This is a genomic window from Amycolatopsis sp. N2S4-7, from assembly GCF_058119595.1.
Genome location: NZ_CP172299.1, coordinates 2,345,124 through 2,359,763 on the forward strand (window position 1 = coordinate 2,345,124; position 14,640 = coordinate 2,359,763).

14 protein-coding genes and 1 pseudogene are annotated in these 14,640 nt (G+C 71.3%); 7 read left to right on the forward strand and 8 right to left on the reverse strand.

Features of this window, described 5'->3' with window-relative positions; all coding sequences use genetic code 11:
- The first annotated feature begins 684 nt into the window (after positions 1-684).
- Positions 685-1,680 carry a YVTN family beta-propeller repeat protein gene (locus ACH54P_RS10825; RefSeq protein WP_489912229.1) on the forward strand — a complete coding sequence of 332 codons (996 nt, stop codon included), beginning with the start codon at positions 685-687 and terminating at the stop codon, positions 1,678-1,680.
- Between the two features lie 51 nt (positions 1,681-1,731).
- Here the strand turns inward: ACH54P_RS10825 and ACH54P_RS10830 are convergent.
- Positions 1,732-1,848 (reverse strand): annotated as a pseudogene (locus tag ACH54P_RS10830) (oxidoreductase); the annotation flags it as partial.
- A 162-nt stretch (positions 1,849-2,010) separates the two neighbouring features.
- Between ACH54P_RS10830 and ACH54P_RS10835 the strand changes: the two are divergent.
- Complete coding sequence (locus tag ACH54P_RS10835; RefSeq protein ID WP_489912230.1) at positions 2,011-2,598, forward strand: SMI1/KNR4 family protein; 588 nt, start codon at positions 2,011-2,013, stop codon at positions 2,596-2,598.
- A gap of 449 nt (positions 2,599-3,047) precedes the next feature.
- Here ACH54P_RS10835 and ACH54P_RS10840 read toward each other — a convergent pair whose 3' ends face one another.
- On the reverse strand, positions 3,048-3,221 hold the full coding sequence (locus ACH54P_RS10840; protein WP_489912231.1) for a hypothetical protein: 174 nt from the start codon (positions 3,219-3,221) through the stop codon (positions 3,048-3,050).
- Between the two features lie 1,250 nt (positions 3,222-4,471).
- On the opposite strand from ACH54P_RS10840, the gene ACH54P_RS10845 reads away from it, so the two are divergent.
- From ACH54P_RS10845 to ACH54P_RS10855, 3 genes are all read left to right on the forward strand, one after another.
- Complete coding sequence (locus ACH54P_RS10845; RefSeq protein ID WP_489912232.1) at positions 4,472-4,768, forward strand: hypothetical protein; 297 nt, start codon at positions 4,472-4,474, stop codon at positions 4,766-4,768.
- 45 nt (positions 4,769-4,813) lie between these two features.
- Positions 4,814-6,061 (forward strand): nucleotide sugar dehydrogenase, encoded by a 1,248-nt coding sequence (locus ACH54P_RS10850; RefSeq protein ID WP_489912233.1) that lies wholly within the window; start codon positions 4,814-4,816, stop codon positions 6,059-6,061.
- 72 nt (positions 6,062-6,133) lie between these two features.
- Positions 6,134-6,667, forward strand: coding sequence for an EF-hand domain-containing protein (locus ACH54P_RS10855; RefSeq protein WP_489912234.1), 534 nt, complete (start codon positions 6,134-6,136; stop codon positions 6,665-6,667).
- A gap of 63 nt (positions 6,668-6,730) precedes the next feature.
- Here ACH54P_RS10855 and ACH54P_RS10860 read toward each other — a convergent pair whose 3' ends face one another.
- From ACH54P_RS10860 to ACH54P_RS10885, 6 genes are read right to left on the reverse strand one after another with little or no spacing between them, the layout of a single operon-like run.
- On the reverse strand, positions 6,731-7,138 hold the full coding sequence (locus tag ACH54P_RS10860) for a DUF6917 domain-containing protein (RefSeq protein ID WP_489912235.1): 408 nt from the start codon (positions 7,136-7,138) through the stop codon (positions 6,731-6,733).
- Positions 7,135-8,022, reverse strand: coding sequence for a Gfo/Idh/MocA family protein (locus ACH54P_RS10865; protein WP_489912236.1), 888 nt, complete (start codon positions 8,020-8,022; stop codon positions 7,135-7,137). Before ACH54P_RS10865 ends, ACH54P_RS10860 begins: the two co-directional genes overlap by 4 nt.
- Positions 8,019-9,065, reverse strand: coding sequence for an Ldh family oxidoreductase (locus tag ACH54P_RS10870; RefSeq protein ID WP_489912237.1), 1,047 nt, complete (start codon positions 9,063-9,065; stop codon positions 8,019-8,021). Before ACH54P_RS10870 ends, ACH54P_RS10865 begins: the two co-directional genes overlap by 4 nt.
- On the reverse strand, positions 9,065-10,297 hold the full coding sequence (locus ACH54P_RS10875; protein ID WP_489912238.1) for a M20/M25/M40 family metallo-hydrolase: 1,233 nt from the start codon (positions 10,295-10,297) through the stop codon (positions 9,065-9,067). Before ACH54P_RS10875 ends, ACH54P_RS10870 begins: the two co-directional genes overlap by 1 nt.
- A complete protein-coding gene (locus ACH54P_RS10880; RefSeq protein ID WP_489912239.1) occupies positions 10,294-11,148 on the reverse strand; it encodes a sugar phosphate isomerase/epimerase family protein in 855 nt (284 codons plus the stop codon). The genes ACH54P_RS10875 and ACH54P_RS10880 overlap by 4 nt, the downstream gene beginning before the upstream one ends.
- On the reverse strand, positions 11,138-12,163 hold the full coding sequence (locus ACH54P_RS10885) for a Gfo/Idh/MocA family oxidoreductase (protein WP_489912240.1): 1,026 nt from the start codon (positions 12,161-12,163) through the stop codon (positions 11,138-11,140). The genes ACH54P_RS10880 and ACH54P_RS10885 overlap by 11 nt, the downstream gene beginning before the upstream one ends.
- Before the next feature lie 283 nt (positions 12,164-12,446).
- On the opposite strand from ACH54P_RS10885, the gene ACH54P_RS10890 reads away from it, so the two are divergent.
- Entirely contained in the window at positions 12,447-13,529 is a 1,083-nt protein-coding gene (locus tag ACH54P_RS10890; RefSeq protein ID WP_489912241.1) for a DegT/DnrJ/EryC1/StrS family aminotransferase, read from the forward strand.
- Positions 13,526-14,629, forward strand: coding sequence for a DegT/DnrJ/EryC1/StrS family aminotransferase (locus ACH54P_RS10895; RefSeq protein WP_489912242.1), 1,104 nt, complete (start codon positions 13,526-13,528; stop codon positions 14,627-14,629). The genes ACH54P_RS10890 and ACH54P_RS10895 overlap by 4 nt, the downstream gene beginning before the upstream one ends.
- Positions 14,630-14,640: the final 11 nt, after the last annotated feature.

Below are 14,640 nucleotides of genomic sequence, written 5' to 3' on the forward strand. Positions count from 1 at the left end.
CCCCCAATGCTCGCAACCGGCCTCATCCCCCGTCCGGGTGTTCATGATCGGCAGGCTCGTCACGACCGCGCGAGTCGACGGTTTCACCGACGCACACGGTTTCGGGGCCGCGGGCAGGATCCGCCACTCTCACCTGCGGCCGGGGCGGCGGAGGGCGGCACCAGGGGAAGCGGTGTGCCGGGCTCGCGTAGGGGGCGAGCCCGGCCCCACCTCCACCAGCTTTCCCAGACCACGGCGGCCGACAGCGTCCGGGGGCGGGCAACCGTGTGCCGATGTGGCCGTCGATCGGCGCGATTTCGCCATCGACCGGCCCGACGGCACTCGTCTCCCGCTGCCGGTCCACCGCTGGGACTCCCCTCCGTCCGGCGGCATCGCTTCACCCAATGCAGGAAATCGCCGGAAATCGCGGTGTGCACCGTTTCCCCGACGTCGGTGACACACGGACGGGTTGAAAAGGTTTATGGGGAAATCAAGGCGTTCCGCCGCCGTGTTCACTCGTCAAGGCGATCATGATCTTGTTCCGGTGGCAGCTTCGCCCGACCGTCGGATAGCGTGATCCCGGCCGGGGAAACGGCGCGCCACAAGCGCTTCGCCGACCGGCTTCCCCGAAGGCGTCCGATCATGAGATCCGAAGAGCCTTCATTCTCGAACAAGGCACGATTGCCTGCTGAACCGGAGAAAATCATGTCATTCGGCCATGACGCGGCGACGGTTCCGCGCCGGCGGCGGCCGGGCACCGGGCGAGCCGGCGGAGTGCTGGCGGCCCTGCTGCTCGTCTTCGCTTCCAGCTGCCCGGACGCGCACGCCTACCCCGCGCGGGTGCAGGTGTTCGTGGCGAACAGCGGCTCCGACAACGTCACCGTGTACGACACCCGGATGCAGGAGGTGGTCGCCACCGTCCGCGTGGGCCGGTCGCCGGTGGGCGTGGGCGCGGCACCCGGCGGGGACCGCGTCTACGTCACCAATGAGCTCTCCGACACCGTTTCGGTGATCGACGCCCGCACGTATTCCACCCTGGCCACGGTTCCGGTGGGCCTGCACCCGTTCGGCGTCGCGGTCGCCGGCTCGCACGCCTACGTGACGAACTTCGGGGCCGACACCGTATCTGTGATCGACACCGCGACGAACACCGTGGTGCGGCAGATCCCGGTGGGCCGGTTCCCGCACAGCCCGGCCGCCAGCCCGGACGGGCGCCGGGTGTACGTGACCAACAACGGCTCGGCCTCCGTGTCGGTCATCGATGCCGGGTCGGACCAGGTCGTGGCCACGCTGCCGGTGGGCCGCTTCCCGGCCGGGATCGCGACCAGCCCGGCGGGCGACCGCGTCTACATCGCGGCGACCGGCGCGAACAGCGTCAACGCCATCAGCGCCTCCGGTCCGTCATTGATGACGACGCAGCCGGTCGGGGAAGTGCCGATGGGGGTCGCGGTGACCCCGCGCGGGCAGGTCTACGTCGCCAACGCCGGCTCCGACACGGTGTCCCTGCTGGGCCGCAACCCCCCGGTGACGATCCCGGTCCAGGACGAGCCCGAAGGCGTCGCGGCGGCCCCCGACAGCAGCTATGTCTTCGTCACGAACTCGGCTTCGGGGTCGATGTCGGTGATCGACATCGCGACGAACACGGTCGTGGCGACCGTGCCGGTCGGCAGCGAACCGGAGGGCCTCGCCGTGACGTCGTGACTTCGGCGCTGGCCTCGGGTCCTACGGGCGGCCGGACGCCGCCTCCCCGACTCAGTCTTGCCGGGTGGGCCGGATGGTGAGGTCGCCGATCTCGACGTCGTCCGGCTGCTCGACGGCGAACGCGATCGCCCGCGCGACAGCGTCGGGGCTGATGCCGAGCGCCGCCATCGCTGCATCCGAACGCCCAGGAGCGGTTCTACATCGCGGTCACGTCCTGAGGCGGATGATCCGTCCGGCTCATGGATAGGCTGTGGGTGCGCCCGACGGGCCCTGGGGCACACCCACAGCAGGTACCCGTGACGAGCTGACGAACCGGGAAAGGTGATCCGGATGCCGGAACTGGGGGCACGGACGTGGCAGCGGATCGTCACTCTGCTCCAGGACTTGGCGCCAGCGACCGCACGAGTGATCAGGCCGCCGTCACCGAGCGCAGAAGTGCAGCGTGCGCGGAGCGTGCTTCCGACCGACCTGCCCGCCGACCTCCTCGGGTGGTGGGCGGCCATGGACGGCATCGACGACGAGCACGATTACCGGGCCGGGGCGGTGATCCCTCACCACTTCGTGCCCCTGGCGGTGCATCGGGTCCGGGAAGAGTACCTCCGGCAGCACGAGTATCCCGATGACCGTTGTTGCACCGCCGAGGGCGAGCACGACATGGCCGCCGGCGAGTCCGTGTTCCCGTACTGCACGGCGCTGGTCCCCGTCTGCCGTGCTGTCGACGGCGGAATGCTGTGCATCGATACCCGGCCTGGTCAGCAGTACGGCTGCGTCATGAACTGGTACGCCAGCGAAGGTGCATACGCAGCCGAGTGGTACAGCGTGACGCACATGCTCACCGACGTCGCCGAACGTCTCGCCACGGGCGAGGCAGCCGCCGACGACGAGGGGCTGCTGACCTGGGACAGGGACCTCAGGTGAAGCCCGTCGGCAGAGCCGTTGATCCCGGTGTCCGAGCCGCGTCCGCAGCGCGGTGGCACGGCCCCGGTGGCCGCTCGTGCGGTGTTCACAGCGACCGTGCCGGGCTGCCACTCGCGGTGGCTGTCTCGGCCGCGAACACGAACGACTCTTACGCGCTCAAACCGCTGCTGATGGCGATCCCTGCGATCAAGTCTCGCCGTGGCCCCCAGCGGCGCAAGCCGGCCAAGCTGCCGATAAGGCCTACGACCAGCCCGACCTGCGCCGCTGGGGTTCGCGACCGCGGTATCAAGGTCCGCATCGCCGGCAAAGGCATCGAATCCAAGGATCAGCTCGGCAAGCACCGCAGACATCCCGCCGACCTCCCGGGCCCGCACCACCGAATCGATCGCCACGGAATCCTGAATGACGTTCTGCGTCTCGCCCCTCCTAGGAGCTGCATCGCTTTCCCATCACCTCACGACGTAGAGATTGATGTCGTCCCGCAGCTCACCCGCGCACGAGTCGCCCATTTCGGGGCGCACCCTGATCGTGGCGTCGATGACGATCGAGTCATCGGGGCCGATCGCGGGCAACGGGCCGGGCAGGTCGAGTTCCGGGGTGCCTCCATCGAGTTCTTTCACCACCTTGGCGCCCTGGCTCGGACTTCGACACGGACGAGGCAGTTCGTGTTCGAGTGGATCCTCCCGCCCACGACGTACCGAGGTGCCTGGGTACTGTCGTCGGGCTGGACCCGGAGTCGGTGTGCAGCGACTTGATCTGCTTGCTCATTTTCCACCAGGCCTTGGCCGCTGGCGGGTCCCAGTTGATCCGCTGCGGGATTTCGAGGGCACCCATCGGTACGGTAGGTGAACTCAACCTCCGTGCGCGAGGTCGTGGCCGGCCGGGCCGACGTCGAACTCGAACTCGCCGGGGCGCCGCCCCGCGTAACGGGCGTGAACTCCATAAACCACGGCGCTGAGACGGCGACGCCAACGAGAAGTCCTGCTCCGCCGAAGGCCAGCACCCGCCGGTGGCTCCGGGATCCTGGTCGGCGCCGAATACGCCCGAGTCGCGTTGTGCCACAAGGGCTGCACGCCGTCGCCGCGTGACTGTCGAGCACCCACCACGAGCGGCGGAGATGACCCGGCGGCTCGTCTCTCAACCCCCGGAGCCACCCCCGCCTGGCCGGCTGAGCTGACGTGTACCCACTGTCACAACAGTCAAACGTGCTCTTCTCAGGGAGCTTCCGATGGAGAAGCTGTCGACCTCGTCGGCCCGGCCGAGCGCGGAGTCGAGCTTGGAGAACCCCATCCCGACGGCGGCCTGCGTGCCTCGAGTGTCTACTCGGCACACGGCGAGCGTGCCCTCGACGTCGGCAGGGTCAGGGCCGCGCCGGTTGCCGTGCAACCGTGTAGATCACGACGCGGAACCGGCGCGCGCTTACCTGGGACGAAGCCGAGGCGTGCCAAGACGCCGCCCGGCTGGGCGCTGGTCGGTTTTCCGGCGAGCGGTGCCTCAGGGAGGAAATCTGCTACCAGATCACCACCACCCGCCCCCATGGCGTCGAATGCTGTTCGACGGAACCCGGACTACGGCCGTCTCACCGCTCTCGCCAGGCGGCCCTATCAGGGGCGACATCGGACGAGGTTGTCCGTGCTCACTCTGCATCACGGCGTCCGCGTCACCGGTCACTCGACGTCGTGAACCACAAGGATTTCACGAGCAGGGCGCGTACTCAGGCAAGAACAATGCGCGGCCATTCGACTGAACGACCGCGCCGCGCCGCAACCTGCACGAGTGGGATTCCGATCAAGATTGGTTCTCCCTGAATATGGACTGTTAGTTTCACGGAGGAGAGGCGGACTTCCCTCATGGAGGAAAGATGAAGCGGTTCATGGCAGTCCTTTCGAGCGCGTTGACGGCCACCGCCCTGCTGATGTCGGCCAGTCCCGCGGCCGGCGCCGCGACGGGCGAAGTCGTGGTCTTCACCACCGAAATCGTCCCGCTGGACGTCCACGAGAACCCCCGGGGCTGCTACGCGCTGCCCGAGGGAGCGCACGTGCTCGCCAACCGCACCGACCGGCCGGTACTGGTTTACGGAACTCCCGAGTGCTTCGGGGTGCCCATCCTCACCGTCAAGGCGAGTTGGGGATCGCATGTCCCTCCGGCCGCGGCGAGCTTCCGGGTCTGATCGGCCACCGTGCTCACACATTCCGCTCACGCTGAAAGGACGCACGTGTCGGTCGATCTCGTCGTTGTCGGAGTCGGGTACGTCGGCCTGCCGCTCGCGGTCGCCGCCGCCACTGCCGGCCTGTCGGTGGTCGGCTACGACACGTCTCCGGCGGTGCGGGAGCAGGTGGAACACGGCCGGCCCCATGTGCCCGACGTGAGCAGCGCGCAGCTGCGGGCGTTGCGCGCCGGCGGGTTCGCGGTGACCGGCGACCCGTCCGTGATCGCGGGGGCGGAGACGGTGGTGATCTGCGTGCCCACCGGTCTCGGGCCGGACGGTGCTCCGGACCTGTCGGCGGTGCGCGATGCGGCGGCCGCTGCGGCCGACCACCTGCGTCCGGGCACCCTGGTGGTGCTGGAGTCCACCAGCTTCCCCGGCACCACCGACGAGGTGGTGCGGCCCATCCTGGAGCGCCGCGGTCTTGTGGCAGGGGAAGACTTCTCCCTCGCGTACTCGCCGGAACGGGTCGACCCCGGCAACCGGCGGTACGGCATCCGCAACACCCCCAAGGTCGTCGGCGGGCACACGCCGCTGTGCGCCAAGCAGTGCGTCGCGTTCTACAGCCGCTTCGTGGACACCGTGGTCGTGGCCCGCGGCACGCGCGAAGCCGAGATGGCGAAGCTGCTGGAGAACACCTACCGGTACGTGAACATCGCACTGGCCAACGAGATCGCGGTGTTCTGCGACCAGCTCGGCCTGGACGTCTGGGACGTGCTGCACTGCGCGGGCACCAAGCCGTTCGGGTTCGCCTCGTTCACGCCCGGCCCGGGTGTGGGCGGGCACTGCATCCCGGTCGACCCGCACTACCTGCTGGACAAGGCGCGCCGCGCCGGAGCTCGATTGGGCGTCGTCGAGGCGGCGCACGAGGTGAACTCGTCCATGCCGTCCTATCTCGTGCAGCGAACGGCCCGGTTGCTCGCCGGCGCGGGACTCGGACTCGCCGGCTCCACGGTGCTGCTCCTCGGCGTGGCGTACAAAGCCGGCGTGCCGGACACGCGCGAGTCGGCGACGCTGCGGGTCGCGGCCGAACTGACCGCGCTCGGCGCGCACGTCCGCTACCACGACCCGGTGACCGGCCCCGTGCCCGAACTCGGACCACCGGTGTCCGACCTGGACTCCGCCCTGCGCGACGCGGACGTGACCGTCCTGCTCGTCGGGCACGGCGGGTACGACCTGAGCCGCCTGGCCAGGAACGCCCGGCTCCTGCTCGACGTCACGGGTCGCGTACCTGGGGAGGAGGTCCACCGCCTGTAGTACCCCGTGACCGGGGGTGGAACCCCGGCCGCGGTCATGACACCGTCCGCATGCTGAAGGAGCACGCAGAAAATGACCACTGCTGTCAAGAACGAGCGCCTGGAACTCCGCTTCGACAAGTGGGACCGCAACGGCAACGGCCGCATCGAGCGGTCCGACCTGGACGCGGAAGCCCGCCGGATCCTCGAGGCGTTCGGCGAGTCGCCGTCCACCCCGCAGGGCCGCGCCCTGGTGGAGTCGTTCACCAGCACCTTCGAGTACCTCGCCGAGCGGGCCGGGGTCGGCCGAGACGGCGCGCTGGACCGCCGCCAGTTCACCGAAGTCATCGAGGCGGAGGTGTTCAAGGGGGGTGACGCCGGGTTCGGGCGCGTGGTGCGGCCGATGATCCAGGCGATCCTCAACGTGTGCGACACCGACGGCGACGGCGAGGTCAGCCCGGACGAGTTCGCCAAGTGGCTCGGGGCGGTCGGAGTGAGCCGGGCGAAGGCCGAGGAGTCGTTCCGCCTCATCGACACCAACGGCAACGGCTCGCTGACCGTGGACGAACTGGTCGCGGCGGTGAAGGCCTACCACTTCGGCACGCTGGACGTGCCGCTGCTCGGCTGACGGTTCACCCACGACGGACGGGCCCCGGAGCATCTCTCCGGGGCCCGTCCGTCGTGGGTGCGGTCAGTGCGCGACGCCGGCGGGCCGGCTGAACCGCACGGTGCGCTCGGGGTGCATCCCGACCTCGGGTCCGGTGTGCGGCCGCGGCGTGGCGATGAGGATGTTGTAGTGGTTGGGGTGGTGGCACGCGTCGAACCCCAGCACCGTGCCGATCAGCTCGCCTTCCAGCCACACCTCGTCGCCGCGGTCGATCACCCCGGCGTCGTCGATCTCCACGAAGCCCAGGAACCCCACCCGATCGATCCGTTCCGCGGTCACCGGGTGGTCGGTCGTGACGAGTTCGTGCACCTCGCCCTGCCGGACGCAGCGGCTGGCGAACGGCTCCAGCCGCATGCCGCGGTCGTCGCGGCGGTGCACGAGCACCTTGACCACCCGGCTGTGCACCGCGCGCTTCGGCCCGTCCTCGATCACGTGTTCTCCCTTCGGTACGCCTCGTCCACCAAGGCCAAGGCAGCCAAGCCACCGTCGGTCCACGTGCCGCCGGCGGCCACGGCGCGCGCGAAGTCCCGCAGTACGCCCTCGTATTCGTGCCACAGCGAGCCCTTGAAGCCGTCGTGCCCGGCGAGCATGTCCGCCCGCAGCTCACGGCCGCCGGCGAGACGCGCGGTGACGTCCTTCACCTCGCCCGGGTAGGACCAGTCCAGCTCCACCCGCACCGGCGCCGTCCCCCGCGCCGTGAGCACGGCGTGCCGGTCGGTCCCGGCCGCATCCCGCCCGACGCGCGCCTCGCACAGCCGCAGCGGACCGGCGAACAGGCGCGCCACGTCGAGCGCGTTGGGGCCGTTGTCGGCCACGCAACCACCGCCGGACCGGGCGGCGTCGAGGTACCAGCGGTCGGTTCCGACGTGCTCCTCGATGCGTTCGAAGTACCGCACGGTCAACGACTCCAGCGGCCGGCCGTCCACTTCGGCCCGCAAGGCGAGGACGTTGTCGTTGTACCGCCGATGGAACGCGGTGAACAGCGCCACGTCACGCGCGCGGGCCAGCGCCGCCAGCTCCCGGCCGCGTGTCAGATCGATGTCCAGAGGCTTCTCCACGCACACCGGCAATCCCGCCTCGACCGCGTCGCGGCAGACCGCCGCGTGCGCGTCGTTCGGCGCGGTCACCACGACGGCGTCCACCAGGCCGGCGGCCAGCATCGCCCGGTGGCCGGGAAACGCCGGGACCGCATGACCCAAGCGTGCCTCGGGACGCGGGTCGCACACGGCGGCCAGTGCGAACCCGGCCAGCCGGTCGATCGCGGCGAGGTAGAAGCGGGAGATGACGCCGAGTCCGACCACCCCCAGCCGGATCACCCCGCGGCCCGCAGGGTCGACGCGCGCAGCTCCTCGTACAGGTCGGCGGGCAGCGGCACGCCGTGCCTCCGCCGCCATGCCGCCCGCTCGCCTTCGTGCCAGCCCGGGTAGACGACCGGGCGGCGCGGGTCGGCCGGCGGGCAGCCCAGGAGAGCGGAGAACAACCCGTCGGCGTCGTCGGCGAAGCCCGTCCGCAGCCGCGCGGGCGCGATGGCCAGCGCCATGACGCCGATGTCGTCGTCGGTGTCCCCCGCCCGCACCGGGCCCAGCGCGGCACCGGACACCAGTGCCGACAGCGCTTCCACCAGCAGCCCGAGTCCGAAGCCCTTGTAGGCACCGGTCTGCGGGGCGCTGCCCAGCCACAGCAGGTGGCCCTCGCCCCGGTCGTAGGCGGCCGGGTCGGTGACCGGCGTGCCGTCGTCGGCGGCCAGCCACCCGGCGGGGATCGGCTCGTCCGCCCGCGCCGCGGCCCGGACCCGGCCGGTGGGCACCACGGTCGTGGACATGTCCAGCACGAACGGGTGCCGGTCGCCCGCGGGGCAGGCCAGCGCCAAGGGGTTGGTGCCCAGCACCTTCGCCAGGCCGCCCGGTGGCCGGGCGATGGCCTGGCCGCCGCAGTTGGACGTGACCAGGCCGATGACGCCCCGGTCGGCGGCGCGGGCGGCGTGGAAGCCCGCGCACCCGATGTGCGTGGCGCCGCGCAACGACACCACGCCGACGCCGTACCGCTCGGCGCGCGACACGGCGAGGTCCATCGCCTGGGAGGCCGACCACAGGCCGAGGGTGCGGTGGGCGTCGGCCAGCACGCACGCTCCCGAGTCGGTGAGGACCTCCATGTCGGCCGCCGGGTCGGCGCGCCCGGACGCCAGCAGCGGCAGGTACAGCCGGGTCAGGTTGACCAGCCCGTGCGAGGTGACGCCGGTGAGGTCCCCGTGCACGAGCGCCCGGGCCGCGGTATCGGCACGGTCGGGCGGGACGCCGCGGCTCGTGAACACCCCCGCCACGGTCGAGACCAGTTCGGGGTAGGGCACGACGACGTTCATCATCCTCCGTTGCGAGCGAAGCGCGTGACCAGCTCGTGCACCGCCGCCGAGAACCGGTCCAGTTCCTCGACGTCGGCGTGTTCGCCGCGCGCGTGGGCGTTGTTGGTTTCCAGCGATCCCGGCCCCAGCACGGCGGTCCGGGTCCCGGGCACGTCGGCCAGCCAGATCGCGTCACAGGTGAACCCGGGCTCGCCGGCCGGCCAGGGCGGCACAATCCCGTCCAGGTCCGGCACGTCGTGGTCGCGCAGCGCGGGCAGGCCGCGTTTGCGCCACTCCAGCGCCGTGATCGCGGACGCGTCGACGGCGGTGCGGCGGAACGGCTGGGTGCCCCGGAAGCGCTCGGTGAACTCCGCCAGACCGTCCCGCAGCCCCTCCTCCAGCGCCCCGGTCAGGACCGCGGCCGATTCGGCACTTCCGTAGGACAGGTTCAGCAGCAGTTCGCCGGAGCCGTAGACGCGGTTGTGCAGCCGTCCCGTGTGCAGGCCCGCCACGCACACCCGGCCGTTCGCGACGCGTCCCGCGAGCACGGTCGCGAGGTGCTGGGCCAGGAACCCGAGCAGTACCGTCGCGTTGTGCCCGGCGTGCGGCTCGTCGTCGATCGCGTCCTCGCCGCGCACGACGACGGCCGCGGTCATGGCGGCGGTGCAGCGCGGCAGGTAGCGCAGGCCGGTGGGTTCGCAGAACACGTTGAGCGTGCCGTGGAAGCCCGCCTCCACCAGCGGCCGGGTGCCGAAGACGCCCATCGCACCGCCCTCCTCGCCGGAGACGGCCTGTACGAGCACGCTGACGTCGCGGCCGACCGCCGGATCGCGCGCCGCCTCCCGCAGGCCCGCCAGCAAGGCCACCGCGGGCCCCTTGGCGTCGATCGCGCCCCGGCCGTGGAACCGGCTCCCGTCGAACCCCACCGGTTCGACCGGCGCGACCGTGTCCAGGTGCACGTTGAACATCACGGCCGGCTCGGCGTGGCCCAGCCGCAGCACCAGGCTCGGCTGGCACGCCAGGAAGCCGGGATCGCGCCGCACCGCCTCGCGCACGACGGCGGGGACATCCGCGCGCCGGATCACCTCCGGCGACGCGGGCCCGAGGTGCGCGGTGTGCATGCCGAAGGCGTGCGCGGCCTCGGCGTAGACGTGCACGGTGTCCCACAGCCGCACCTCGCCGTCGGTTTCCAACGGACCCGCGGTGGGGGTGCGCAGCAGCTCCAGCAGCAGGTCGCGATCCGGGGCGATCACCGCAGCAGCCCGGCCAGCGCCCGTCCCGCGCGCACGAACGCCTCCGCCGCGCCCTCGGCCGGCCGATCCGAGCGGTGCGGCTGGAGCGCCACGTGCGGCTCCAGCGACCACGCCCCGGCGTAGCCGGCCGAGCGCAGCAACCGCATGCAGTCGCGCACGCGCGCCTCGCCCGTGCCGGGATCGACGAACGTGGCGCCCCGGGCGTCTTTGACGTGCACGTGCGCCACGTGAGGCGCGATGCGCCGCAACACCGCGTAGCCGTCGTAGCCGTGGGCGACGGGGTTGCCCGTGTCGAACAGCAGCCGCAACGAAGAGCCGTTCGCCGCGGCCAGCAGCTCGAGCATCCGGCCGGCGTCCGAAGCGGCCCACCCCGAGCAGTTCTCGTGCAGCAGCACGAGACCGGCGGCCTCGGCGGTCCGGGCGAGCACCGCCACGCGGTCGAGCACCTGCGCGCGCCAGCGGGACTCGGCCAGGTTGTCGTTGGGATAGGACATGATCCGCACGTAGGGGGTGCCCAGGACGGCGCACCGCCGGGCCAGCACGTCCAGTTCGGCCAGGTCGTCCTCGAACGGCGCGGTGATCGGCCGGGCCCAGCCGCCGATCCGCGACGCCATGCACACCACCCGCACGCCGTGGTCGGCCAGCGTCGAGGCCACCCGGGCGAAGTACCGTTCGTCCAGGTCGGCGACGGCCAGCCCGTCGACGGTGCGCAGTTCGACGGCCGACCAGCCCAGCTCGGCGAGGACGGCCAGCTGGCCGGCCAAGTCCGGGGCCGCCTCGTCGGTGATGCCGGCCAGGACGGCGTCGCCGGCGTGCCGCGGGGACGCGGTCGCCGCGGCCTCAGACCGCACTGACGGCCTCCGGCGCGCGTGCTGCCGGGACCACCGGCTCGGCACTGATGTTCTTGGCCACCGCCAGCAGCCTGGCCACGTCACAGGCAACGGAGAAGCTCTTCGCGTGCTGGTCGCGGCCGCCCTGGAACAACCGGTAGGCGTAGATCATCCACTCGGTGAGCGAGTCGTCCCGCAGGACTTGGTGCTCGCGCTGGCCGCCCACCGTCACGGTCAGCTGGGAGTAGGGGTCGTCGGAGCTGACCGCGTAGTGCCCGACCGCCGTACCGCGTTCGAACTGCAGCACGACGCGCCGTTCCCGCACCGGGGACGTCAGATCCGACTCGATCTCCGTGCGCGTGCCGTTGGTGTGCCGCAGCCCCACCCGGGCGCCACCCATGCGGGGCACCCGCGTCTTGCCGACCACCAGGTCGGCGTCGGAGGCGTGGGTGACCCGGGCGTTGCCGGCCAGGCGCAGCGCCAAGCCCACGCCGTGCGGCAACTCCACGTCGAACGCCGTCCGGTGCGACGTCGTGGTCAACGAGCGCCCGAACCGCGGCTTGTTCTGCACGAGCGTGATCGAGCGGGCTTGCCCCAGCTTCCCTTCCCGAGCCAGCGAGGTCATCCGCGCGGTCAGCGAACTGGTCAGCCACGGTTCGACGACGGCGATCCGCAATCCGTGTTGCCGGCGCAGCTCGATCACCCGGGACAGCTCATCGGTGTCGATGGCCAGCGGCTTCTCCACCACCAACCGCCGGAACCCCAGTCCCGCGAGTTCGGCGATCACCTCGGACCGGCTTTCCGGCGGCGTGCACACGTGCGCCACGGTCCGCGCCGGATCCACTTCCGCCGCGGCGGCCGCCAGGCTTTCCCGCACGATCAGCCCCGGTCGCTCCGGCGGCGACCGCCACGGGTCGCAGCCCACGACCGGCTCGTCGTCGAACAACTGCGGCGCAGCGCCACGAGCGCCCGCGAGCACCGGGAGGTGCAGCTGCGCGCCGGCTCGTCCCAGCCCCACCAGAAGTGTCCGCAACACCGATCACCGTCCATTGTGGATTGAATATCGCCCCCGTCGTCGAAAGGCGATCCGGTTCGCAACGAGGTGAGATTTCACGGTTCCGGCGACACTTGTCAACACCGCCTTCTCGTAGTTGACCAAGAAGAGTGAAGACAACTCGCATTGACGGTCGACCCTGGGCCCCGAATTAGGATCGCCGAAGAGTTCCGACAGCGGAGGCGAACAGTTGACCGTACCACTATTCACCCAATCAGCGTCGTTTTCGGAATTGTGGCCCACCACGAGCAGGCACATTATCGACGTGCTGGACCGCGGAAAGTACTCACATGGTCACAAGGTCGTCGAATTGGAAGCAGCACTGGCCGCCTACACCGGCGCGAAGCACGTGGTGGGGGTGAACAGCGGCACCGACGCGCTGGTCCTCTTGCTGCGCGCGTGCGGCCTGCGGCCCGGGGACGAGGTCGTGGTGCCCGCTTTCTCGTTCATCGCTTCCGCCTCCGCCGTGGTGCTCGCCGGTGGTCGTCCGGTGTTCGCCGACATCGAGGCCGACGGCTACGGCATGGACCCCGCCTCGCTCGCGGCCGTGGCCACCGAGCGCACCCGGTTCGTCATGCCGGTGCACCTGTTCTGCCAGCCCGCGGACATGACGGGAGTGGGCGAGGCGGCCCGGCGGCTGGGGCTGACGGTGGTGGAGGACAGCGCCGAGGCGATCGGGATGCGGTACGGCGGCACGCACGCCGGGCTGCTCGGCGCGGGCGGCGTGCTGTCGTTCTTCCCGACCAAGACCCTGGGCGCGCTCGGCGACGCGGGCGCGGTCCTCACCGACAACCCGGCCGTCGCCGAAACCGTCGCCGCCCTGCGCCACCACGGCCGGTTCGGTCCCACCGCCGGCCATTTCCCCGCCATCAACACCACCACCGGCGTGGTCGGGGTCAACAGCAAGATGGACGACCTGCAGGCCGCGGTGCTGCTGGCCAAGCTCGGCCGCCTGGAAGCGGACATCGAGCGCCGCGCCGCCCTCGCCCAGCGCTACACCGAACTGCTCGCCGACGTGCCGGGGGTGCGGAAGCTGCCCTCGGTGCTGCCGCGCCGGGCCGACGTGCGCGGGGTCTTCTACGTGTACGCGGTCGAGGTCGAGCGGCGGGACGAGCTGGCCGCGCACCTGGCCGCGCGCGGCGTGGGAACCGAGACGTACTACCCGATCCCGTTGCCCCTGCAGCCCTGCTTCGCCGGCCTGGGCCACCGGCCCGGGGACTTTCCCCACGCCGAGGCCGCCTGCCGGCACGCGCTCGCGCTGCCGCTCTACCCGGACCTGCAGGAGGACGACGTCGCCCGAGTCTGCGACGAGATCCGCTGCTTCTTCCGATCCGCGGAGGCGGCGTGAAGATCCCGTTCTTCCCGCCGGATCTGTTCGAAGACGACCGCCAGGTGCTGCTGGACGTGGTCCGGGAAGTGGCGCTCGACCCCGAGCAGCGGTTCATCCTCGGACGCCGCACCGAGCACTTCGAGACCGTCATCCGCGACGCCGTCGGAGCGGCCGACGCGGTCGCCTGCTCCAGCGGTACTTCGGCGTTGACGCTCGTGCTGCGCGCCATGGGCGTGGGGCCCGGCGACGAGGTCGTGGTCCCCGCCTACGGTTGTGCGCCGCTCGCGGCCGCCCCCGCGCTGCTCGGCGCCACGCCGGTCTTCGCCGACGTCGACCCGGCCACGATGGTGGTCGACCCGGTCGAGGTCGAGAAGGCGGTCACCGGGCGCACCAAGGTCGTCATGCCCGCGCACGTCTTCTCGATGATGGCCGACATGCCGACGCTGCGCGTCATCGCCGACGGCGCCGGTGCGCGGCTGCTGGAAGACTCAGCCGTCGCGCAGGGCGGCGTGCTCGGCAGCCGGGCCGCGGGCACCTGGGGCGACGCGGGTGTCTACTCGTTCGTCCAGGTCAAGACGTTCGGGATGCCCGGCGAGGGCGGCATGGTCGTGACCGGCGACCCGGAACTGGGCCGCGCCGTGCGCATGCTGCGCAACCACGGCCAGGACGGCCGCACCCGGTTCCTGCACCACCGGATCGGCGTGAACAGCCGCTTCGACGAGATCATGGCGGCCTTCCAGCTGCGCCGCCTGCCGGGGTTGCCCGCGCGCCTGGAACGCCGGGCCCGCATCGGGGAGTACTACACCGAGCGGTTCACCGGCCTGCCGGGCGTCGTGCCGCCGCCGCCCGGCCGCGACGGACGCTGCTTCTACGTGTACTCCCTGCTCGCCGAGCACCGCGACGCGCTGCACGACCACCTCGCCGCCCGTGGCATCGGCTCGCACGTGTACTACCGCTCCCCCTTGCCGCGCCAAGCGGCGTTCCGCACCACCGGTCGCGACTGGCCGGCAGCCGAACACGCCTGCTCGCGGCAACTCGCCATCCCGATCCACCCCCACCTGACCGACACCCAAGTCGAGCACATCGCCGACGCAGTGTGCCGGTTCGCCCGCAGCTGAAACGGAGACCC

What these genes read in the sequence shown, in the direction of transcription:
- ACH54P_RS10835 (WP_489912230.1), top strand. Translation starts at nt 2,011, where the DNA reads ATGCCGGAACTGGGGGCACGGACGTGGCAGCGGATCGTCACTCTGCTC.
- ACH54P_RS10870 (WP_489912237.1), bottom strand. Translation starts at nt 9,065, where the DNA reads ATGAACGTCGTCGTGCCCTACCCCGAACTGGTCTCGACCGTGGCGGGG.
- ACH54P_RS10825 (WP_489912229.1), top strand. Translation starts at nt 685, where the DNA reads ATGTCATTCGGCCATGACGCGGCGACGGTTCCGCGCCGGCGGCGGCCG.
- ACH54P_RS10845 (WP_489912232.1), top strand. Translation starts at nt 4,472, where the DNA reads ATGGCAGTCCTTTCGAGCGCGTTGACGGCCACCGCCCTGCTGATGTCG.
- ACH54P_RS10855 (WP_489912234.1), top strand. Translation starts at nt 6,134, where the DNA reads ATGACCACTGCTGTCAAGAACGAGCGCCTGGAACTCCGCTTCGACAAG.